Here is a 21,076-nt window from a genome sequence, read left to right as displayed (position 1 = left end):
GTGCACAAGACTCGGGGACAGGGCGGGTTCACGGTGGGGCTCACGAGGGGGCGGGCATGAGTGTCGCGCAGGTGCAGGCGGAGTACACGTTCAGCGGCGGCCGGGCCGGGTCCGGGCCGGCGACGTGGGGGCAGCAGGCGATCTGGGACGTGGTGCGCAACCTCGGCAGCGACGCCGCGCGGTACAACGTGAGCGGCGGCATGCCGTTGCCCTCGCCGGTGCCGGCGGAGCGGGTCGAGGCCGCGGTCCGGGACCTGGTGCTGCTGCACGAGTCGCTGCGGACCCGGCTGCGGCCCGCCGGCGACGGCCGCCTCGACCAGGTCGTGTACGCCGCCGGCGGCATCCCGGTCACGACCCGCGAGGCGACCCCGGACACCGTCGCGGAGACCGCGTACGCGCTGCGCGACGAGCTCCTCGAGGTCCCGTTCGACGCCGAGCGGGAGTGGCCGCTGCGGGTCGGTGTCGTCGAGGCCGGCGGCGGGATCCGCTACGTCGTGTTCTTCCTGTCCCACACCGCGTCCGACGGCTGGGGGCTGCGCAACCTCCTGGCGGACTTCGCGGCGCTGCTGCGCGGGCCGCTGCCGCCGCGGGAGCTGCTGCAGCCACTGGAGGAGGCCGCGTTCCAGACGTCGGACCGGGGGCGCCGCCGCGACGCCGCGGCCCGCCGCTCCTGGCTGGCGAAGCTCGGCAGCGGCCCGGCGAGCATGTTCCCGGCGCGGGCCGGCACGCCACCCGCGGCCGCGTTCCCGAACGCGGTCCTCAACTCCCCCGCGCTGGGCCTGGCCCTGGACCGGGTCGCGGCGTCGTTGTCCGTCACGCCCGCCTCGGTCGTCCTCGCGGCGGCGGCCGTGTCCGCGGCCCGGATCACCGGGGTCGGCGAGGCCGTCTTCCAGGTCGTCGTCAACAACCGGTTCCTGCCCGGGATGGCCGGCGGGGTCACCACGATCGCGCAGGAGGGGCTCTTCCACCTCACCGGCACCACCCGGGTCGCCTTCGCGGAGCTGGTGCGCCGGACCTTCGGGGCCGCCCTGTCCGCGCAGCGGCACTCGTACTACGACAAGCTCGCCCTCGACCGGGACATCGCCGCCTTCGACGGGCCCTGCGACCACTCGTGCTTCGTCAACGACCAGCGCGGCCTGATGCCGGCCCTCGGGTTCGCGCCGCCGGCCCCGGTGCCGCTGCGGGAGGCGCTGACCCGCACGACGCTGACCTGGCCGGTGGAGCACGAGCCGCGCCGGGGCGTGTCGTTCGCCCTCGACGCGCAGGACGCGCCCGGCGCGCTCGAGCTCGCGATGACCGCCGACAGCGCGCTGCTGCCCCGCGCCGACATGGCCACCTTCCTGTACGGCGTCGAGGACCTCATCGTCACCGAGGCCCTCGACGCCGGCTGATCAGACTTTCCAGACCCACACGTCGGCGAGGTGCTCGCCGGGGCCGAACAGCTGGTCGGCGGTCTGGCGGATCGCGTCGCTGTTGCCGTGGCCGTCGGCGAGGATGACCCGCGACGCCTTCCAGTACGCCAGGTCGGCGCGGGCCTGCTGGATCTGCTCGGGCGCGAGGACCGGCACGACCCCGTCCTGGCCGACCTGCCCGAGCAGGCTCCACGTCGGCGGGTACACCGGGCCGAACATGGCCCTGTTCTCGGGGTCGTTCGGGTCGGGGGCGAGGAAGTAGCCACCGGCGATCTTGAAGTCGATGCGGGAGTCGATGTTCCAGCGCATCGCGTCCAGGCCCTCCCACCAGCCGCCGGGGATGACCACGACCGTGGCCTGCTCCGGCACGTGCTCCCGCCACATGCCGCTGCTGAAGAACACCGGCGCCGGCGGCCGCTCGTTCGTCGGCTGCGGCGTCGGTACGAGCGGCAGCAGCGCCATCGCGAGGGCGGCCGCCCACAGCCAGCGGCCCGCGTAGGGCAGCGGCTCCTCGTCGTCCTCGTCCTGCCTGACGCGGCCTGCCACCGCACCGGCCCCGTCTCCCGCGGCGTCCCCCGCGGCCTCGGTGTCGCCCTTGGCGGCGTCCGCGGGTGGCTCCGCGGCGTGCATGTCGGTGGCCGGGGCCTCCGCGGCGAACGCGGCGGACTCCGTGGCCGGCCCGGTGGCCGGGAACGGCGACGGCACCACGAACCGGTCGATCAGGATCGCCAGGAGCACCCCGACGAGGGGGGTCACGACGAGCGCGACCCGGGTCGGCACCACCGAGTCGAACAGCGGCAGGTCGACCAGGAAGCGCCACGGGCCGTGCCAGGTGGTCTCCTCGCCCTGGTAGCGCACGACCGGGCCGAGCGACAGCAGCCCGAACACGACGGCGGTGACGAACAGGGCCCGCGCGCCGCGGTGCCGCCACAGCGCGGCCGCGGCGGCCGGCAGGAGCAGCAGCAGCGGCCAGCCGAAGAACGTGTTCTCCTCCGTCGGCCCGCCGAGCTTCTCGATGCGGGTCACGTCGCCGAGGATCGAGCGGCGGCTGAAGTTGTAGAACGACGCCCAGTCGGCGCTGAAGCCGTGCACGAAGTCGGGCAGCCCGTGGTACGCCTGCGGCCCGGCGAACTGGTGGTAGAGCGGGTACGCCATGACGACGCCCGCGACCAGGGCGGTGACCCCCAGGGCCGGCAGCGCCGCCCGGGCCGCCGGCAGCATGTCCCTCGGCCGCAGGTACACCAGCAGGAACACCAGCAGCGCGAACGCCGCGAGGAAGAGGACCTCCTCGTTGATGAAGCACTGGTAGACCACCAGCGCGGCCAGGATCAGCCCCTTGCGGACCGTGTCGCCGGGTTGCCGCATCCGGAACACGGCCCACAGGATCAGCGGGATCATGAACTGGCCGGCGATGTTGGGGTGCGCGGTCGTCTGCGACACCATCGCGGGGGCGAAGCCGCAGAACAGCGCGCCCAGGTAGGCTGCCGACCGGGACCGCACCACCTCGCAGCGCAGCAGCATGAAGAACCACGCGATCGCGGTGCCGGCGGGTGCGATGGTGCTGATGAGCGCGAACGTGACCGGCGCGCCGAACAGCAGCGTGATCGGGGCGAGCGGCAGGGCGAGCCCGAGGATGGACGTGTTGGCCATCAGGTTCACGCCCAGGGGCGCGTTGAGCTGGTCGGTGAAGAACGGGGAGTCACCATGGGTGAACAGCCGCGCGGCGTGCGTGAGCACCCATTCGAAGAAGACCTGGTCCTGATTGTTGTCGGCCAGCATCCGGGTCTGCGGTGCCGCCCACAGGTGGTGGAACAGCACGACGGAGAAGACCACGTAGCTCAGGGCGACAAGTGCGTTCTTTCCGCCGGTTTTCACGGGTGAGACCATAGCTGGACGCCTGCCTTCGGCGCACGCCTTGCCCAGCCACTGGCCTCATTGCATCGACGCCGATAAACTACGCCAATTCCGGATAACATGATCAGATCGTTGGATCGACGAGCTACCGAGGAGTACGCCGTGCCGCTTGGAGGCGATCGGGATCGCAGTGCGGAGATCCTCGGTGACCAGCTCATCCAGTCCGAGGTCCTCGAAGGCCTCGCGATGGCGAAGAACCACCGCAAGTGGTTCGTCGCGTTCGCGACGCCCTATCTCGGCGACGACCCGATCGAGGTCAGCGCCGGTCTGGGCGACTACGCGGCGGAGTGGCTGGAGCACGCACCGAGAATGACGGTCACGGAGGCCGACCCGGACCGGCTGCTCGCGCTCAAGGAGCGCTTCTCGGCCAACCGCGAGGTCTCGATCCGCGAGCTCATGCTGCCGAGCGAGATCACCGCCGAGCACAGCGCCGCCGTGTCCTACAACGTCCTGGAGCACATCGAGGACCACCTCGGCGCCCTGCAGACCATGCGTTCCCTGGTCCGCCCCGGCGGCTACGTGATCATCGTGGTCCCGGCGTTCCCGTTCGCGATGGGCCCGGCCGACATCGCGACCGGCCACGTGCGGCGGTACACGAAGAAGACCATGCGGGAGGTCCTGCTCGCGGCGGACCTGGAGATCGAGCGGCTGCACTACGCCAACTCGCTCGGCCTGATCGGCTACTACGTGTCGACGTGCCTGCTGCGCCAGAAGCCGGGCCCCGGCCTGATGGTCAAGTTCTACGACTCGACGGTCGCCCCGATGACCCGCCTCGCGGAACGCTTCGTCACCCCGCCCTTCGGCCAGTCCGTGATCGCCATCGCCCGCCGCCCCGCCTGAAAGTTTCGCCCTTTTCAGCGCAGGCGGCGGTTCGTGGCGGCGGCCAGCCAGGCGGCGGGGTCGGCGGTGACGATCGGGTAGCCGTACACGAGATCCGCCTGGCCGGACGACACGGCGTCCCGCGCCCACAGGCGTTCGCACCGCGAGCACCGGTACACGCCCAGCCACCGCGCCGGGTCGCTGGCGACCGGGTCGAGCAACGGCAGGATCCTGTTCCAGTTCTCCGCGAGCCGCACCGCCTCCCACGTCGCGCGGGGCTCGGCGAGCCGCTCGTGCCGGCACCCGCACAGCAGCGGCACCTCGACGTACCCGTGCCGCCGCCCCCACCGCAGCACCCTGCCCGTCTTGCGCCGCGACCGCCACCCCCGCCCGCGCCGCCCGTGCTCCCAGACGATCTCCCCGGCGTCCACCCCGGGATGCACCAGCGCACACGCGAGTGCGTCGTGCGCGTGGTACCGCCCCTGGAACGCCGCCCGCGCCGCTCGCACCACGTCGTCCGCCGGGTACCCGCCCTGCCGCGCCAGGGCGAGCCGGGCGAGCTTCGTGACCGTGCAGGGAAACAACCCGTGCGCGACTGTGTCGCCGGGCCCGCCGAGCGCCAGCCCCCGCACCACGCCGAGCATCCGCGGCGGCACCGGCGGCACGTCCCCCTCCGGCGGGAACGGTCCTCGCAGGTAGCTCAGGAGCTCCTGGGTCGCGGGATCGTGCCCGAACGCCGCCCGCACCAGCCCCAGCAGCCGGGGGCCGGCCGCGACGCCGGCGAGGGTCAGCCGGTCGAGCGACAACCCCCGCACGACCTCCCACGCCGCCGCGTCGGTGTCCGCGACGTCGGCGCCGGGTCCCGCGACCTCCAGGGTCCAGTGGTCGGTGTCCCGCGGCCGCAGCCGCTCCACCGCCGCCCGCAACTCCTCCGCGGCAACAACCCGCTCCACGCCCCCAGTCTCCCACCACCCGTTCCTCATGATCCTGAAGACTTCGCGCGGTCACGGGCGCACGAACTCTTCCCGATCACGCCAACCCGCAATCGGCGGGGCACGCCCCGGGATCACGAGACAGCGCCTCCACGCGGCCTCCCCTCATGATCCGGAAGAGATCTTGCTGCCCTGGCGACACCAAGTCTTCCGGATCACGGAAAACGCACGCTCCCGGACGACCCGCGACACATGGGGACGGCGGCCGGCCACCGGGATGCTGCGCGCAGGCGCGATCCCGGCCAGCGCGGCACGCGCGGCTGTGCGCCGCTCGCGGCGCATCGGGGGTGTGGGGTGAGAATCCCCCACCCCGGCGGCCCGCCGCCGGCGCCAGCACAGCACAGCGGGTCAGCATTCGATGACGGTGACGGCCAGGCCGCCGCGGGCGGTTTCCTTGTACTTCACCGACATGTCCCGGCCCGTGTCTCGCATGGTGCGGATGGCCTTGTCGAGGGTCACCTTGTGGCTGCCGTCGCCGTTCAGGGCGAGCCTGGCCGCGTTGATCGCCTTGACGCTGGCGATGGCGTTGCGTTCGATGCAGGGGATCTGGACGAGGCCGCCGACCGGGTCGCAGGTGAGGCCGAGGTTGTGCTCCAGGCCGATCTCCGCCGCGTTCTCGACCTGGGCGGGGGTGCCGCCGAGGACCTCGCACAGCCCCGCGGCGGCCATCGCGCACGCCGAGCCCACCTCGCCCTGGCAGCCCACTTCGGCGCCGGAGATGGAGGCGTTGCCCTTGATGAGGATGCCGATGGCGGCGGCGGTGAGCAGGAAGCGGGCGACGCCGTCGTCGGTGGCGCCGGGGACGAAGCGGGTGTAGTAGTGCAGGACGGCGGGGATGATGCCGGCGGCGCCGTTGGTGGGGGCGGTGACGATGCGGCCGCCGGAGGCGTTCTCCTCGTTGACGGCGAGCGCGTAGAGGTTCACCCAGTCGAGCACGCGCAGCGGGTCGTGGCCCGCGGAGTTCTCGAGGTCGCGGAACAGTGCCGGGGCCCGGCGCGGCACCCGCAGCCCGCCGGGCAGGACTCCGTCCGGGGGGCGGGTGCAGCCGCGCTCGACGCATTCCTGCATGACGGACCACAGGTGCAGCAGGCCGGCGCGGGTCTCGGTGTCGGGACGCCAGGCGCGTTCGTTGGCGTACATGAGCGAGCTCACCGGCATCGAGAGGTCGCGGCACAGGGCGAGCAGCTCACCGCCGGTGGTGAAGGGGTGCGGCAGGACCGTGGTGTCGGCGACGATGCCGGTGTCGCCGACGACGAACCCGCCGCCGACGGAGAAGTAGGTCTTCTCCAGCAGCGTGCCGCCGTCGGGTGAGAAGGCGTGGAAGCGCATGCCGTTGGGGTGTTCGGGCAGGGATTTGCGCCGGTGCAGGACCACGTCGTCGTCGGCGGAGAACGGCACGAGCGTCCCGCCGGGGAGGCGGAGCCGGCCGGTGGCCCGGACGGCGGCGACCAGCTCGTCGGCGCCGTCGGTGTCCACCGTCGCCGGGTCCTCGCCGAGTAGGCCGAGGACGACGGCCTTGGCCGAGCCGTGGCCGTGGCCGGTGGCGCCGAGCGAGCCGAACAGCTCCGCCCGCACCCGGCCGACCGGGCCGGTGAGCGCTGTCGCGAAGCGGCGGGCGGCGCGCATCGGGCCGACGGTGTGCGACGACGAGGGGCCGATGCCGACGGAGTACAGGTCGAACACGCTCAGCGTCGCCGCGGCCACCCCGCTCACCCGACCAGGTCGGCGTAGGCGGCGGCGTCGAGGAGGTCGGGCGCGCCGGTGAGGTCGAGCTCGAAGAGCCAGCCACGCCCGTACGGGTCGTCGTTGACCAGCCCCGGTTCGCCGGCCAGCGCGGGGTTGACCGAGACGACGACACCGCCGGCGGGGGCGACGAGGTCGCTGACGGACTTGGTCGACTCGATCTCGCCGCAGGGCGTGCCGGCGGTGACGGTCGCCCCGACCTCCGGCAGCTGCACGTAGACGATGTCGCCGAGCGCGGCGGCGGCGTACGCCGTGATGCCCACCCGGCCGTCGTGCAGCCATTCGTGGTCGCGGGTGTAGCGCAGGTGCGGCGGGATCGCGGACATGGCGCTCATTTCTGCGAGGAGTGGAAGGGCAGCGGCACGACCGTGGCGGGGACGTGCTCGCCGCGGACGTCGACGGTGAGCGGGGTCCCGGGCGCGGACAGGCCGGCGGGCACGTAGGCCATCGCGACGGGATGGCCGAGCGTCGGTGACAGCGCGCCGCTGGTGACGGTCCCGGCCGGGGCGCCGGTCGCGGGGTCGAGCACCGCGTAGCCGGCGCGCGGCGCCCGGCGGGTGCCGGTGACGAGCCCCACCAGCACCTGACCGCAGCCCGGAACGCAGCCGGCGCCGTCATCCGGGACGCAGCCGGCGTCATCCGAAAGATCCGGGCCGCGGCCGCAGCCCGGCGCGTGGCCCGTCGCGTGCAGGCGGCGCAGCGCGGCGGCGCCGACGAAGTCCCGTTTCGTGAGGTCGACGACCCGTCCCAGCCCGGCCGCCGCCGGGGTGCGCCGGACGGACAGCTCGTGCCCGTACAGGGGCATCCCGGCCTCGAGGCGCAGCGTGTCGCGGCAGGCCAGCCCCGCCGGCACGGGCCCGCGCCCGAGCAGCGCCAGCCACACGAAGGTGGCGTCCCCGGCGCGGCAGGAGATCTCGAAGCCGTCCTCGCCCGTGTACCCCATCCGGGCCAGCAGCACGTCCCGCCCGGCGACCTCGAAGGGTTTGACGGCGTAGTACCGCAGCGGGCCCGGGCCGACCATCGACGCCGCCGACGGGCCCTGGACGGCGATGAGCGCCCGGTCGGCCGACATGTCGCGGACCGTGGCGTGGAAGCCGTCGGCGTGCTCGCGCAGCATGGCGAGGACCACGGCGGTGTTCGCGGCGTTCGCGACGATCAGGTAGCGGCGCTCCGCCAGGCGGTGGACGACCAGGTCGTCGAGGACGCCGCCGGTGTCGTGGCAGAGCATCGTGTATCGCGCGCGCCCCACCTCCACCGCCGACAGCCGCCCGACCAGGGCGTGGTCGAGGAAGCTGCCCGCCTCCGCGCCGGTGACCTCGAGCTGCCCCATGTGCGACAGGTCGAACAGGCCTGCGGTGCGGCGGACCGCGTGGTGCTCGGCGAGCTCGCCCGAGCTCTGGTAGCGCAGCGGCATGCGCCGGCCGGCGAAGTCGGTGAACGTGGCGCCCAGATCGCGGTGCACGTCGAACAGCGGTGTCACGAGAGGCTCCCTGGGTCCGGATGCCGTCGCGGACGGCACCCCTGCTGGGTGACCTCCCCGCTCTGTCATCGGAACCTGAGAGCTTCGCCGCCCGGGACGGGCGGTTTGCACCGTGGGTGCAGGACAGCTGTCGTCCTGACTTTCCAGAGTCGCCTGACCGCGGCGGTACCGATGCCTGAGAGATTCTGGGGAGAACGTTGCTCCTTCGGCGCCTCGGACTGACCGAGGGCTCTCCCGTCGCGGGTCGTGCAGCGCGATATGCGGTTGTGATCTGGACCGTAAGACCCGCCACCCCGCCCCGTCAAGCCCGGAAAAGTGTTATGACACGGGACCGGACGGCGTCTGCTGGAAGATGGGCGAACAGGCGGGAGCGAGCGTGGCACAGTCCGACGAGGTCCTCGTGGCGGCGGCCCGCGACGGTGACCGGGCCGCCGTGGAGGCGCTCGCCACGCGGTACCTGCCGCTGGTCTACTCCGTCGTCGGCCGGGGCGCCGACCGGGACCTCGACGTCGACGACATCGTCCAGGACGCGATGGTGCGGGTCGTGACGGGCGTCGGCGGGGTCCGGCAGGCGGAGCGCTTCCGGTCGTGGGTGGTGACGATCGCGCTGCGGCAGCTCGCCGACGCCCGCGCCGAGGCCCGCCGGGCGCGGCTGACCCGCGGCGACGACCCGCGGGACGCCGAGCGGGAGGACCCGTCGGCGGACTTCGTGGGGCTCGCCGTGCTGCGGCAGGTCCTGGACGGCGAGCAGCGGGAGATCGCGGAGGCGGCCCGGTGGCTGGACGCGTCGCACCGCACGGTGCTGTCGCTGTGGTGGCTGGAGGCGAGCGGTCATCTGACCCGCGCCGAGGTGGCCGCGGCGCTCGACCAGCCGGTCGCGCACGCCGGGGTGCGGGTGCAGCGGATGCGGGAGCAGCTGGACGTGGCCCGGTCGGTGGTCCGCGCCCTGGACGCCGCGCCGGGCTGTGCAGTGCTGCGGGACCAGACGAAGGGCTGGGACGGCGAGCCGGATCCGTTGTGGCGCAAGCGGATCGCCCGGCACGTCCGCGACTGTCCACAGTGCACGGAGCGGTCGCGCCGGCTCGCCGCGGCGGAGGGGCTCCTCGCCGGCCTGCCGCTGCTCGTCCCGCCGCCGTCCAGGACGGCGGGGTCCACGGTGCTGGCCGCGGTCGCGGGCGGGGTGACGGCCCTGGCGCTCGCGATCGGCGTGGCCGTGTGGCAGTGGCCCGCTCCGGCGCCGCAGGGTCCTCCGGCGGCGGCTCCCCCGGCGACGGCCCAGGTCCCGGCGCCGTCGCTGCCGCCGCCGTCCCCGTCCGGCTCCGCGGTGCCGCCGCCGGCTTCCGGGCCGCCGTTCTTCGCGTCGGTACCGGCGGTGCCCGGCGTGGCCGAGGTGACGGTGACGGGTGCGGTACGGCAGCAGCAGCGCGTGGCGGGCCGGGACAACGGCCAGAGCACCCGCTACGGCGACCGCTCGATCTGGATCTTCGACGACACCACGCTCAAGGACCCGTTCGGCTTCATCTCCAACAGCGGCGCCGCCACGAGGGACCTCGACGCCTCCGACGGCATCGACCTCACGTCGAGCGGCCCGGTCACCGTCGACGCCTCGCAGCCCCCGGTCGAGCTGATCACCCGCAACCAGGCCGAACGCGACTACGAGGCGCGGAACCCGGCGAGGTTCGCGTTCTGGCCCGGGCCGGTCGTCGCGGACCCCGCCCGCGGCCGGGTCCTCGTCCTCTACGGCAAGCTGTGCCGCGCCGCCGACCCCTGCACCGGCCCGATCGGCAAGGGCCTGGGCACCGGCATCGCGGCGATCGACATGACCTCCGGCGCGGTCACCCGCCTCACCGCCACCAACGGCCCGGCCGTGACCGGCCTCGAAGGCACGGACCGGACGATGTTCTTCCCGGACGGTGCCGGGTTCAGCGCCGCCGCCCTCACCGTCGGCGAGGTGCTCTACGTCTACGGCTCGTGCACGTACCAGGGCTGCAAACTCGGCAAGGTGCGCCTCGCGGACCTGACCGACCGTCGCAGGTGGACGTTCTGGACCGGGAAGGACTGGACCGCCGACCCCGCGAAGGGCGCGGTCACCGTCGCCGCCGGCGCCGCCGGGCAGACCGTGTTCTACGCCCCGGCGCTCAAGGCGTGGGTCAACACGTACATGCCGTTCGGCAGCAACGACATCATGTTCCAGGTGGGCGGCGCGCCGCACGGGCCGTGGTCGAAACCGGTGCGGGCGGCGACCGTCCCGGCGGGCGGCGACGCGGCGAACTACGCGTTGTTCGCGCATCCGGAGTACGCCCGCCAGGACGGTCTCGTGCAGTACCTGACCTACTTCAACCCGGCGAGCGGGGAGCAGCGCATCGCGCGGGTCACGTTCCGAAGGTGAGGCGCACCAGGCGTTGTTCGCCGCTGTCGGGGTGGAAGTACGAGAGGTACTGCACGAGCCCGTCGCGCCGCGCGTACTCCGGGTGCCCGAACAACGCGTAGTTGGCGGCCTTGCCGCCCTGGGTCGTCATCGCCCGCACCGGTTTCGACCACGGCCCGAACGGCGCGCCGCCGACCTGGAACATCACGTCGTTGCTGCCGAAGGGCATGAACACGTTGAGCCACGCCTTGAGCGCGGGGGCGTAGAACACGGTCTGCCCGGCCGCGCCCGGCGCGATCGTGACGGCGCCCGCGGCGGGATCGGTGCCCCAGCCGGACCCGGTCCAGAACGTCCACCTGCGACGGTCGGTCACGTCCGCGAGGCCGACCTTGCCGAGTTTGCAGCCGTGGTACGTGCACGCGCCGTACGCGTAGAGGACGTCCCCGACGACGAGCGCGGCGCTGCTCCAGCCGAGCCCGTCGGGGAAGAACATCGTCGGGTCGGTGCCCTCGACGCTGGTGACGGCGGGCGCGTTGACCGCGGTGAGGCGGGTGACGGCGCCGGACGTCATGTCGACGGCGGCGACGCCGGTGCCGAGCCCCTTGCCCAGCGGCCCGGTGCAGACGCTGCCCTCGGGGCCGCCCCGGCACAGCTTGCCGTAGAAGACGAGGACCCGGCCGCGGGCGGGGTCGGCGACGACCGGCCCGGGCCAGAACCCGAACAGCACCATGTTCGCCTGCTCGTACGCCTTCTCTGCGGCCGAGCGCGGGATCAGCTCGGCCGGGGTCCTCGACGCGTCGACGGTGGCGGGGCCGCTCGACGTGAGGTCGATGCCGTCGGAGGCGTCGAGGTCGGCGGTGGCGGCGCCGCTGTTGGAGATGAACCCCCACGGGTCCTTGAACGTGGTGTCGTCGAAGATCCAGACGGACCGGTCGCCGTAGCGGGTGCTCTGGCCGTTGTCCCGGCCGGCCACGCGCCGGTGCTGCCGTACCGCACCCACCGAAACGGCGTCGGCGACCCTCGGCACCGCGGGCACCGCCGCGAGGAACGGCGGCACCTGAGCGGCCGCGGACGCCGAGGGCGCCGCCGAGGGCGCCGCCGGCCCGGCCCCGGCGGCGCCGGACGGGCCCACGGCCGTGGCCGCCGGCGCACCGGTGGCCGCCGCGGGCGGGGACGGCGGGACTGATGCGGTCTGCGGCCGTGGGTCGCAGGCCGAGACGGCGAACAGCACGACGGCGGCGGCGCCGGTCGCGGACAGGTGGCGCAGGTGCACTACATCCCCCTCGGGAGCGGATTCGTCTCATGCGCGTCAACAGACCGCCGCGCCGCCCGGCCCGTAACACATTTCCGTCGCGCATTCACCGTGATCCATGCAGTAGGTAGAATGTCCACGGGAGCCGCACAGCGCCGCGGACAGCCTCTGAGCTGCATCGCAGGCGTCGCCATGCACGCATTTCGCATCGACGTGACGGAGTTCCCTGTGCAACTTTCAGCCCGCTTCAGAACAGTCGCCGCCGGCGCCGCGGTGGCCCTCGCCGCCGCGGTCGTCGCGGTCGTCGCCGCCCAGAGTCCCGCCGCCGCGCACGGCTCGGTCACCGACCCGCCGTCGCGCAACTACGGCTGCTGGGCCCGGTGGGGCAGCGACTTCCAGAACCCGAACATGTCCCAGACCGACCCGATGTGCGCCCAGGCGTGGCAGGCCAACCCGGACACCATGTGGAACTGGAACGGCCTCTACCGCGAGGGCGTCGCCGGCAACCACCAGGCCGCGATCCCCGACGGTCAGCTGTGCAGCGGCGGCCGGACGCAGAACGGCCGCTACGCGTCGATGGACACGGTCGGCGCGTGGGTCGCCGCGACGAAGCCGAACAACTTCACGATGACCCTCACCGACGCCGCCCAGCACGGTGCGGACTACCTGCGCATCTACATCACCAAGCAGGGCTTCGACCCGGCGACGCAGCCGCTGACCTGGGCGAGCCTCGAGCTGGTCAACAGCACCGGGCGGTACGCGCCGGCGCCGCAGTACCAGGCGCAGGTCAACGCGGGCACCCGCACCGGCCGGCACGTCGTGTACACGATCTGGCAGGCGAGCCACCTGGACCAGTCGTACTACTTCTGCAGCGACGTGATCTTCACCGGCGGCACGGGCCCCGGCCCGTCCGGCAGCGCGTCCCCGTCGCCGTCCCGGTCCACCAGCCCGTCGGCGTCGGCGCCGGCATCGGCGTCCCCGTCGCCGTCGCGCTCCACCAGCGTCCCGCCCGGCGGTTGCACGGCGTCCTACGCCAAGACCAACGAGTGGGCCGGCGGCTTCGGCGCCAACGTGACCGTCACCGCCGGCGGCGCCGGCACCAACGGCTGGACGGTCAAGCTCACCTGGGCCAACGGGCAGACGATCACGTCGTTCTGGAACGCGGCGATCACCGCCGCCGGCGCCGTGTCGACCGCCACGAACATGAGCTACAACGGCAAGCTCGGCGCCGGGCAGTCCACGAGCTTCGGCTTCAACGGCGCCTGGTCCGGCACCAACACCGCGCCGGCGGTGACCTGCACCGCCACCTGACCTTGCACACCGGTCCACTTTCGAGATAGCTTTTCTAAAAGCTTTCTTCGGAGGTGTACGTGCAACGCCAGGTTCTCGTCCGCAACGCCCACGTCGTGCCCGGCAGCGGTCCCGAGCTGCCGGGCACCGACGTGCTCTGCACCGGCGGCGTCATCACCGCCGTCGGCCCGGCACTGGTGGCGCCCGGCGCGGAGGTCGTCGACGCCACCGGGCTCACCCTGACGGCGGGGTTCGTCGACGCGCACCGGCACGTGTGGCAGGCGCCGCTGCGCGGTACCGGCGCCGACATGCCGATGTCCCGCTACTTCACCGACGTGCTCGGCACCGCCCTGCACGCCATGTCCCCGGCCGACGCGGGCCGGGCGGCCTTCCTGGGCGCGACCGCCGCGCTGAACGCCGGCGTCACCACGGTCTTCGACTACAGCAACGCGACGCACTCCCCCGCGCACACCGAAGCGGTGCTCGACGGCCTGGAGCGCTCGGGCATCCGCGCCGTGGTCGGCTTCTGCGACCCCGCCTCCCTGACGCCGGGCACGTCCCGCGTGACGGGCGCCCTGGCGATCCTCGGACCCGAGTACGGCGACTGGGACACCGCCGCCGCGCGGATCGCCCTGGCCCGGGACCTGGGGGTCATGGTCGCGGCGCACGCCGCCGGGCCGTGCGTGCGCCGGCTGCACGACGAGGGGCTGCTCGGGCCGCACCTGCAGCTGGTCCACCTCAACGCGGTCACCGGCGGACGACGCGAAGCTCCTCGCGGACACCGGGACCGCGGTGGTGGTGACGCCGACGGTGGAGGCGGTGATGGGGCACGGCCCGTCCGCCTACGGGCGGCTCGCGGACGCCGGCGCCCGGCCCGCGTTCGGCGCCGACGTCGTCATCAACCAGCCACAGGACCTGTTCGAGCCGCTGCGCGACACGCTGCGCACGGCGCGGCTGCGGGCCGGGTCCGCGGCGGTCCCACCGGCCGCGGACCTGTTGCGGGCCGCGACGGCCGACGGAGCCAGGGCCGTCGGTCTCGGCGGCGCCGTCGGCACCGTCGAGGCGGGCAGACGCGCCGACCTGCTCCTGCTGTCCGGGCTCGGGCACCTCACCGGCGACCGGGCCGGCGCGGTCGTGTCCTGCGCGACGGCCGCCGACGTGCACACAGTGCTCGTCGACGGCCGGGTCGTGCGGTTGCCGGGCTAGAAGTTGTCGGGGGTGCGGATCCGGTTGCGCAGGAACGTGCCGGACTCGCTCAGCGACGACGGGTTCGTCCAGCTGCCCGCGGAACAGGTGCCCGGGCGGAACGCGGCACTGCCCTCGTTCGCGTCCGAGTAGGTCCAGTTCGCGTAGCTGATCTTCTTCGAGTCGAGCAGGTCCAGCCAGGCGGCGCTGCTGGCCTGGTCGACGGCGCCGCCGCCGGTGTAGGTGACGGTGCCGAACTCGGTGACGAACAGCGGCAGCCGGCCCGCCGCCCGCGACACCACGTTGCGGTAGTTGTCCTTGTGCGACGCGGCGTAGAAGTGGAACGTGTACATGATGTTCGCCGCGTTCACCGGGTTGGCCACGATCTCGTTCTCGTCGGTGCCGTCGGACACGCCCAGCGACGACCAGCCGCGGGTGCCGACGATGACGACCGCGTCGGGGTCGGCCGCCCGGATGACCGGGATGACCTGCTCCGCGTAGGACTTGATGCCCTGCCACGACACGTTGTTGGGCTCGTTGGCGATCTCGTAGATGACGTTCTTCTTGTTCGCGTTGCGCTGGGCCACCGACGCGAAGAACGTCTTCGCCCGGTCGATGTTGTAGTTCGGGTCGCCCGGCGTCAGCGTGTGGAAGTCGATGATCGCGTACATGCCCTTGGACTCGGCCAGGTCGACGTACTGGTTGACCTGGTTGGTGAAGCCGGCCGGGTTGGTCTCGTAGCCGCCCTCCTGCACGTACATCGCGATGCGCAGCAGGTCGGCCTTCCAGTCGTCGGCGAGCGCGGTGACCGAGGCGTTGGTGATGCAGTTCGCGAACCACTGGATGCCGTGGCTGCTCATGCCGCGCAGCTGGATCGCCTTGTTGTTCTGGTTGCAGAGGTTGACGCCGCAGACGTGCAGCTGCCCGTTCGCGGCGAGGGGGGTCCCGCCCTGCGGCGGCTGGCTCGGCGACGTGCTCGTCGACGGGCTCTGCGACGGGGTACGGCTCGGGGTCGGGCTGTTGGTCACGCCGCCGGTGCAGGTCACGCCGTTGAGCGTGAACGTCGCCGGGGTCGGGTTGGCGCCCGTCCACGTGCCGTTGAAGCCGATGCCGGTCGACGCGCCCGTGCCGAGGTTGCCGTTGTAGTCGAGGCTGCGGGCCGTGACGGCGGACCCGCTCTGGCTGAACGTCGCCGACCAGCCCTGGCCGACCTTCTGCCCCGCGTCGGGGAACGTCCAGCCGAGCGTCCAGCCGTTCACGGCGTCGCCGAGGTTGGTGATCGTGACGTTGCCGGTGAACCCGCCCGGCCACTGGTTCGCCACCGAGTACGCGACGCGGCAGCCGCTCGCCGCGGACGCGTTGACGGCGGGCAGGACGACGATGCCGGTGACCGCGAGGGCGGTGGCGGCGCCCACCGCGAGCAGTCCACGCTTGTGCAAGACCTTCATGACCGGCGATCCTGTGCGCATTGCCGCGGTGACGCGAGCCACAACCGTGTCCCGGGACCGTCTCCATTTGTCCTTTCCGCAGCTCAGGGGCGGTTGTCGGCACCACGACGGCCATGAAACGTTCATGGGCGCTACCGTGGAGGCGTGAGCGGGCCGCAGGCCCGCTCACCATGAGCACAGGGTGGCGCTCGCGGCGACGCCGGAGCGGAGCGGAGGTGGCGGCGTGAGCGGACTGCAGCGGTTTGAGAAGCGTCTCGAGGGCATGGTCGAGGGCGCGTTCGCCAAGGTGTTCAAGGGTGTCGTCCACCCGGTCGAGATCCTCAACGCCATGCAGACCGAGGCCAACGCCGGCAAGACCGGCATCCCCGGCGGCCGGATCCTGGTCCCCAACCGCTACGTCATCGTCCTGTCCCCCGCCGACCACGACCGGCTCGCCGCCTACGCCGCCGCCCTGGCCCGGGAGCTCGCCCAGTCGCAGGCGGAGTACATCGGCGAGCAGGGCTGGGCCGTCTACGGCGACATCCTCGTCGAGGTCTCCCGCGGCGAGGGCCTGGAGACCGGCCTCTTCCGCGTCGACGCCCAGGTCTACACCGGCGCCGACCAGCGGACCCGGCGCGGCCCCGACAGCGGCGTCCGCCTCGTCATGGACGACGGCTACGCCCACGCCATCCAGCGCGGCAGCACCGTGATCGGCCGCGGCGAGCAGGCCGACCTGCGCCTCGCCGACACCGGCGCCTCCCGCCAGCACGCCCGCCTCGACTTCGACGGCAACCGCCTCACCCTCACCGACCTGGGCTCGGCCAACGGCTCGAAGGTCAACGGCCACAAGGTCACCACCGTCACCGTCAACCCGGGCGACGAGATCATCATCGGCACGACCCGCCTCCTGGTCCAGGTCCAGCACACGCCTTAGCTCCGGGGCGGCGGTCCGGAATCCGTTTGCCATCACCCGTGCCGGACCTGGGATCATCGCGCGGTGAGTCAGTACTTTCAGGTCGGCGATCTCGTGCTGTGGAATCCGGCCCAGACCGTCGCGCGGCTGTTCGCCCGCATGACCGAAGCGATGGTGCTGGTCGCCGAGTGCCCGTCAGGCGTCGGACCGGATACAGGACGGGATGAGTATCAGGTCGACCCGGACGCCTTCGCGACGTTCGTGGACGCGCTGACCGCGCGGTACCTGTCGACGAACCACCCCATCCTCACGGCGATGCTCGAGGGCTACCTGCCCCCGGCGGTCGTGATGGTCCAGCGCAGCGGCCGCGACGTGCCGGCGCTCGTTCAACCGATCGTGCGGAGCAACCACGACATCTCGCTCAACCACGACGCGTTCGATCCGGACGGCGACCGGCAGCGCCTCCTGAGTCTGGCCGAGCATCACGCGCGGGCGATGCCCCGCTGAAACAGGCCGCGGGCCCGCCCCTGTGAACAGGGCAGGCCCGCGGTGTTGTGCGGTGGGGCTGGTCAGCCGCCGTTGATGACGAACTGGGAGCCGGGCTCCTTGACGATGTTGCCGTCGGCGGAGTTGGTGATGGTGACGTTGGTCAGGTTGGCGTTGCCGCGGGCTCCGGACATCGCGAGGATGCCGGCGCCGTTGTTCGACTTGTCGATGCGGACGTTCGTGATGGCGACGTTGGGCATGTTGCCGCCGCCGTTCTTGAACTGGATGCCGTCATACGTCGAGTCGACGATGTCGGTGTCGCGGATCGTGACGCCGACGATGTCCAGGGACGACGGGAAGAGCGTGATCGCGCCGAACTCCTGGTCCTCGTTCCAGAACACGCCGCCGCAGCGGTACAGGCCGTTGTTGGACAGGACCGTGGTGCCGCTGAAGGGCTGCGGCGAGTGGTCGGTGGCCAGCATGATGCCCGGGTAGTTCATCGTGTCGTAGACGAGGTTGTTCTCCGCGCCGTTGCCGTAGCCGCCGTAGATGGCGATGCCGTTGGCGCGCCACGGGAGCTGGACGGTGTTGTTGGTGAAGTGGTTGTCGTGCGCGATGTCCAGCGTGGCGTCCTTCACCCGCGGGTTCGCCCAGATCGCCAGGGAGTCGTCGCCCGTGGTGCGGAAGGACGAGTTGAACACCTTGGAGTTGCGCGAGCCGTTGGAGAAGTTGATGCCGTCGGCGAACGTGTTGCGGATGCGCATCCCGCTGAACTCCAGGCCGTCGGCCGGGTTCCAGTATGCCGGGGTGTCGCTGTAGTCGCGGCCGACCCAGGCGCCGACGTTGACGTGCTCGATCCACACGTTGCTGATCTTGGTGTTCTTGCCGAACCGCCCGTTGAGGCCGTGGCCACGGTTGGCGCGGTTGGTGGTACCGCCGAAGATGGCGATGTCCGAGATCTGCGTGGAGTCGTCGATGTCGAAGCCGACGTTGCCCTCGTGCGGGTGGTTGATGTTGCCGACCACGTTCTGCGGCTCGGTCAGCGTGTAGAGCGTCGAGTGCCACATGCCCGCGCCGCGGATGGTCACGTTGCGGATGCCCTTCTGGTTGTACTGGCCGCGGGTCGGGTCGACGGCGAGGATCTTCTGCTCCTGCCGCCACTGACCGGCCGGGATCCACACGCAGCTGATGACGCCGTTCATGTCGTCGTTGACCGCGCGCTGGATGGCGGCGCTGTCGTCGACGCCGTCGTTCGGGACCGCACCGTACGTGGTGATCGACGTGCAACCGGCCGGCTGGCTGATCGCGGGCGCGACCTGCTCCAGGTCGATCAGGTCGATGTAGTAGAAGGACGCGTTGTCACCGGCGTCGCGCTGCAGCTTGAACTTCGTGCCGGCCGGGTAGCTGCTGGCCAGCAGCGCGTGCGACTCGTCGAACAGGCGGCGGGCGTTGGCCTGCGGCGAGTTCGACAGCGACTCGGTGTCGTCCGTGGTGCCGTACAGCCAGCTGTACTTCGACGACAGCGTGATCTTCTGGACGAAGACGTTGTTGGCGTACAGGCTGATCGTGTAGTCCGCGCCGCCACCGGACGCGGAGTCCGGCACCGAGTTGCGCACCACGATGGAGTTCGCCTGGTTGGTCGAGGTGAACTCGACGTAGTTGCCCTGGCTGTTCAGGCGCACCGACGCGCGGCCCGAGGACTCGGTGCCGAAGTTGGTGTGCCCGAAGGTGCGCAGCGGGTCGGCGGTGACCAGGGTGCCCTGGTACTGGCCGGCCTCGGCCTCGTAGGAGGTGTACGGCACCGCGGCGCCGCGCCCGACCACGATCGACTGCGTGAAGGTGTTGTTGCTCTCGTTGGTCTCCGCGACGACGTTCGTCGCGTCGGCCGTGGCGGTGATGGTGGCGCCGCCGCTGGTCGCGGTCCAGGTGCCGCTGATCGTGACGTTGGCGGTCGCGCCGGCCGCGATCGAGGCGGTGGTGCCGTTGAGCGTGGTGCCGCCGACGGTGACCCGGGTGACGCTGGAGACGCCGCTGGCGGTGGTGCCCCGGTTGTTGACCGAGACGGTGAAGCTGACGGCCGCGCCGACCGCCGGGTTCGACGGGTTCGACGAGACGCCGAGCACCTGCAGGTCCGGGCCGGGCGCCTGGGAGACGACCAGCTGCGAGCTCGCGGTGAAGGAGTTGTTGGACTCGTTCTGCTCGGCGACCGTGTTGGCCGGGTCGACCGTGGCGGACACCGGGTAGCTGCCCATGGCGCGGGTACCGGCGTTGACCGTGACGGTGGTGGACGCGCCGGCGGCGAGCGCACCGACGTTGGCGGTCCCGGCGGAGGTACCGCCGACGTTCACGTTGACCGTGGTGGCGGCGGACGCGGCGGTGCCGGCGTTGCGGACCGTGGCGGACACCGTGACGGCGTTGACCTCGGACGGCGCGGACGGCGTCCACGTGAGCGCGGTGACGGTGAGGTCCGGGTTCGGCGCCGGGGTGCCGATGACCTGGATCTCGGCGACCTGGCCGCCCGGGGCGCCGTTGTTGGTGAAGATCTGCAGCTGCACGTCGGCGACGCGGCCGCTGACCGGGATGCTCACCGTGTTCTGGTTGCCCGACGGGCTGAAGCCGTAGTCGGCGCGGGCCTTCATCGAGGTGAAGGTCGACGCGGACTGCTCACGGCCGAGGACCTGGATGGCCTGGGTGCGCGGGCCCCACGCCGAGTCGGGGTTGAGCTTCACGACGACGGAGCTGACGTCGGCGTTCGAGCCGAGCTTCACCGTCAGGATGCCCGGGAAGCCGTTGGACTCCCAGTACGAGCCGACGTTGCCGTCGTTGGCGTTCGTGGCGACGAAGGTGAAGATCGACGAGTTCGCCTCGACGGCCTTGCCCTGGGCCAGGTTCTGCCCGTTCGGCGGGGTGGTCCCGGTGCGGGTGACGTGGTTGCTCTCACCCGACGTGAGACCGGCCGGGTCGGTCGCCTTCACGTAGTACTCGACCGTCGCCGTGTCCGGCTGCGTGTCGGTGTACACGAGGACGCTGCCGCCGACCGTGGCCCGCAGCGCGCCGTTGGCGAAGATCTGGTAGCTGGCGATCCCGGACGCCGACGTGGAGGCGGTCCAGGTGAGCCGGATCTGCCCCGAGGCGGGCGTGGTGTAGGCGAGGTTGCCCGGCGCCGTCGGCGGCTGGACGGTGCCGGCCGTGCCGTAGATCTCGAACTCCGACAGCTGACCGGCGGGCCAGCCGTTGTTCGAGGAGATCGTCGCCCGCACGTACCGGACGCTGGCGGCGGTGAAGTTGATGGTGACGACGTTCTGCGCGCCCTGGTCGAACACGCGGCCGGTGGCGCCCGACAGGTCGTTGAACGACGTGCCGTTGACGCTGCCCTGCAGCGCGATGGTCTGGGTGCGGGTGCCCCAGTTGGTGGGCAGCTTCAGCTTCACCTGGTCGATGGCGGTGTTCGCGCCGAGGTCGACCTGCACCCACTGCGGGAACGCGTTGTTCTGGCTCTCCCAGTACGACGCGGCGTTGCCGTCGTTGACGTTGCCGGCGCCGTACGGGGCGTTGGAGCTGCTCGACGTGACCTGCTTGCCGAGGGCAAGGTTCGGTCCACCGGCGGCCTCGGCGGCAGTGGGCATCGTGGCGGCGATGACCACGGTCGCCACGGCCGCGGCGTAGAGCCGCCACCTGGGCTTTCGTGTACTCATGACGTCTAGGCCTCTCATCGGGCGAGGGCGCTGCACACCGAGCCCGCGGGAGTCGTCCGGCGGGCTTGCATCGGGGTACGGCGACAGGCGCGCCGGGGAT

Annotated in this window: 16 protein-coding genes, 1 pseudogene and 2 riboswitches; of the genes and pseudogenes, 8 read left to right on the top strand and 9 right to left on the bottom strand. The window is 72.2% G+C overall.

Annotated features, from left to right (window positions below; all coding sequences use genetic code 11):
* Nucleotides 1–56 precede the first annotated feature (56 nt).
* Nucleotides 57–1,391, top strand: a complete 1,335-nt coding sequence (locus ACZ6TV_RS40365; protein WP_465304158.1) for a condensation domain-containing protein — start codon at nucleotides 57–59, stop codon at nucleotides 1,389–1,391.
* Here the strand turns inward: ACZ6TV_RS40365 and ACZ6TV_RS40360 are convergent, their stop codons facing one another.
* On the bottom strand, nucleotides 1,392–3,287 hold the full coding sequence (locus ACZ6TV_RS40360; RefSeq protein WP_465304156.1) for a DUF6311 domain-containing protein: 1,896 nt from the start codon (nucleotides 3,285–3,287) through the stop codon (nucleotides 1,392–1,394).
* 225 nt (nucleotides 3,288–3,512) lie between these two features.
* Between ACZ6TV_RS40360 and ACZ6TV_RS40355 the strand changes: the two genes are divergently transcribed.
* Nucleotides 3,513–4,166, top strand: a complete 654-nt coding sequence (locus ACZ6TV_RS40355; protein ID WP_465304312.1) for a class I SAM-dependent methyltransferase — start codon at nucleotides 3,513–3,515, stop codon at nucleotides 4,164–4,166.
* Between the two features lie 14 nt (nucleotides 4,167–4,180).
* Here ACZ6TV_RS40355 and ACZ6TV_RS40350 read toward each other — a convergent pair whose 3' ends face one another.
* From ACZ6TV_RS40350 to gcvT, 4 genes are all read right to left on the bottom strand, one after another.
* On the bottom strand, nucleotides 4,181–5,098 hold the full coding sequence (locus tag ACZ6TV_RS40350; protein ID WP_465304154.1) for a hypothetical protein: 918 nt from the start codon (nucleotides 5,096–5,098) through the stop codon (nucleotides 4,181–4,183).
* Nucleotides 5,099–5,485: 387 nt separating this feature from the next.
* Nucleotides 5,486–6,841, bottom strand: a complete 1,356-nt coding sequence (locus ACZ6TV_RS40345) for an L-serine ammonia-lyase (RefSeq protein ID WP_465304310.1) — start codon at nucleotides 6,839–6,841, stop codon at nucleotides 5,486–5,488.
* Between the two features lie 5 nt (nucleotides 6,842–6,846).
* Nucleotides 6,847–7,206 (bottom strand): glycine cleavage system protein GcvH, encoded by a 360-nt coding sequence (gene gcvH, locus ACZ6TV_RS40340; RefSeq protein ID WP_465304152.1) that lies wholly within the window; start codon nucleotides 7,204–7,206, stop codon nucleotides 6,847–6,849.
* A 5-nt stretch (nucleotides 7,207–7,211) separates the two neighbouring features.
* Entirely contained in the window at nucleotides 7,212–8,360 is a 1,149-nt protein-coding gene (gene gcvT, locus ACZ6TV_RS40335; protein WP_465304150.1) for a glycine cleavage system aminomethyltransferase GcvT, read from the bottom strand.
* Nucleotides 8,361–8,412: 52 nt separating this feature from the next.
* Nucleotides 8,413–8,513: riboswitch (glycine riboswitch) on the bottom strand.
* Nucleotides 8,514–8,607: riboswitch (glycine riboswitch) on the bottom strand. It lies immediately after the preceding riboswitch.
* A gap of 129 nt (nucleotides 8,608–8,736) precedes the next feature.
* Between gcvT and ACZ6TV_RS40330 the strand changes: the two genes are divergently transcribed.
* Nucleotides 8,737–10,749, top strand: a complete 2,013-nt coding sequence (locus tag ACZ6TV_RS40330; protein WP_465304148.1) for an RNA polymerase sigma factor — start codon at nucleotides 8,737–8,739, stop codon at nucleotides 10,747–10,749.
* Here ACZ6TV_RS40330 and ACZ6TV_RS40325 read toward each other — a convergent pair.
* Nucleotides 10,733–12,001 carry a hypothetical protein gene (locus tag ACZ6TV_RS40325; RefSeq protein WP_465304146.1) on the bottom strand — a complete coding sequence of 423 codons (1,269 nt, stop codon included), beginning with the start codon at nucleotides 11,999–12,001 and terminating at the stop codon, nucleotides 10,733–10,735. The genes ACZ6TV_RS40330 and ACZ6TV_RS40325 overlap by 17 nt on opposite strands.
* 207 nt (nucleotides 12,002–12,208) lie before the next feature.
* Between ACZ6TV_RS40325 and ACZ6TV_RS40320 the strand changes: the two genes are divergently transcribed.
* Together ACZ6TV_RS40320 and ACZ6TV_RS40315 are read left to right on the top strand one after the other, a co-directional pair.
* Nucleotides 12,209–13,291, top strand: a complete 1,083-nt coding sequence (locus ACZ6TV_RS40320; RefSeq protein ID WP_465304144.1) for a lytic polysaccharide monooxygenase auxiliary activity family 9 protein — start codon at nucleotides 12,209–12,211, stop codon at nucleotides 13,289–13,291.
* A 53-nt stretch (nucleotides 13,292–13,344) separates the two neighbouring features.
* A pseudogene (locus tag ACZ6TV_RS40315) lies at nucleotides 13,345–13,749 on the top strand (amidohydrolase family protein); the annotation flags it as partial.
* Here the strand turns inward: ACZ6TV_RS40315 and ACZ6TV_RS40310 are convergent.
* Nucleotides 13,710–13,925 carry a hypothetical protein gene (locus ACZ6TV_RS40310; RefSeq protein WP_465304142.1) on the bottom strand — a complete coding sequence of 72 codons (216 nt, stop codon included), beginning with the start codon at nucleotides 13,923–13,925 and terminating at the stop codon, nucleotides 13,710–13,712. The pseudogene ACZ6TV_RS40315 and the gene ACZ6TV_RS40310 overlap by 40 nt on opposite strands.
* A 143-nt stretch (nucleotides 13,926–14,068) precedes the next feature.
* On the opposite strand from ACZ6TV_RS40310, the gene ACZ6TV_RS40305 reads away from it, so the two are divergent.
* Complete coding sequence (locus ACZ6TV_RS40305) at nucleotides 14,069–14,476, top strand: amidohydrolase family protein (protein WP_465304140.1); 408 nt, start codon at nucleotides 14,069–14,071, stop codon at nucleotides 14,474–14,476.
* Here the strand turns inward: ACZ6TV_RS40305 and ACZ6TV_RS40300 are convergent.
* Nucleotides 14,473–15,903: a cellulase family glycosylhydrolase gene (locus ACZ6TV_RS40300; protein ID WP_465304138.1), complete on the bottom strand. Its 1,431-nt coding sequence runs from the start codon at nucleotides 15,901–15,903 to the stop codon at nucleotides 14,473–14,475. The genes ACZ6TV_RS40305 and ACZ6TV_RS40300 overlap by 4 nt on opposite strands.
* Nucleotides 15,904–16,126: 223 nt before the next feature.
* Here ACZ6TV_RS40300 and ACZ6TV_RS40295 point away from each other — a divergent pair, with 223 nt between their 5' ends.
* On the top strand, nucleotides 16,127–16,816 hold the full coding sequence (locus tag ACZ6TV_RS40295; RefSeq protein ID WP_465304136.1) for an FhaA domain-containing protein: 690 nt from the start codon (nucleotides 16,127–16,129) through the stop codon (nucleotides 16,814–16,816).
* A 63-nt stretch (nucleotides 16,817–16,879) separates the two neighbouring features.
* Nucleotides 16,880–17,302, top strand: a complete 423-nt coding sequence (locus ACZ6TV_RS40290) for a DUF6086 family protein (RefSeq protein ID WP_465304134.1) — start codon at nucleotides 16,880–16,882, stop codon at nucleotides 17,300–17,302.
* 62 nt (nucleotides 17,303–17,364) lie between these two features.
* Here the strand turns inward: ACZ6TV_RS40290 and ACZ6TV_RS40285 are convergent, their stop codons facing one another.
* Nucleotides 17,365–20,976 carry a CARDB domain-containing protein gene (locus ACZ6TV_RS40285; protein WP_465304132.1) on the bottom strand — a complete coding sequence of 1,204 codons (3,612 nt, stop codon included), beginning with the start codon at nucleotides 20,974–20,976 and terminating at the stop codon, nucleotides 17,365–17,367.
* Nucleotides 20,977–21,076: the final 100 nt, after the last annotated feature.

The sequence above is a fragment of the Dactylosporangium sp. NPDC051087 genome (assembly GCF_055586325.1).
The sequence above is the reverse complement of the archived record's forward strand: the minus strand, read 5'-3'. Positions and strand labels throughout refer to the sequence as shown.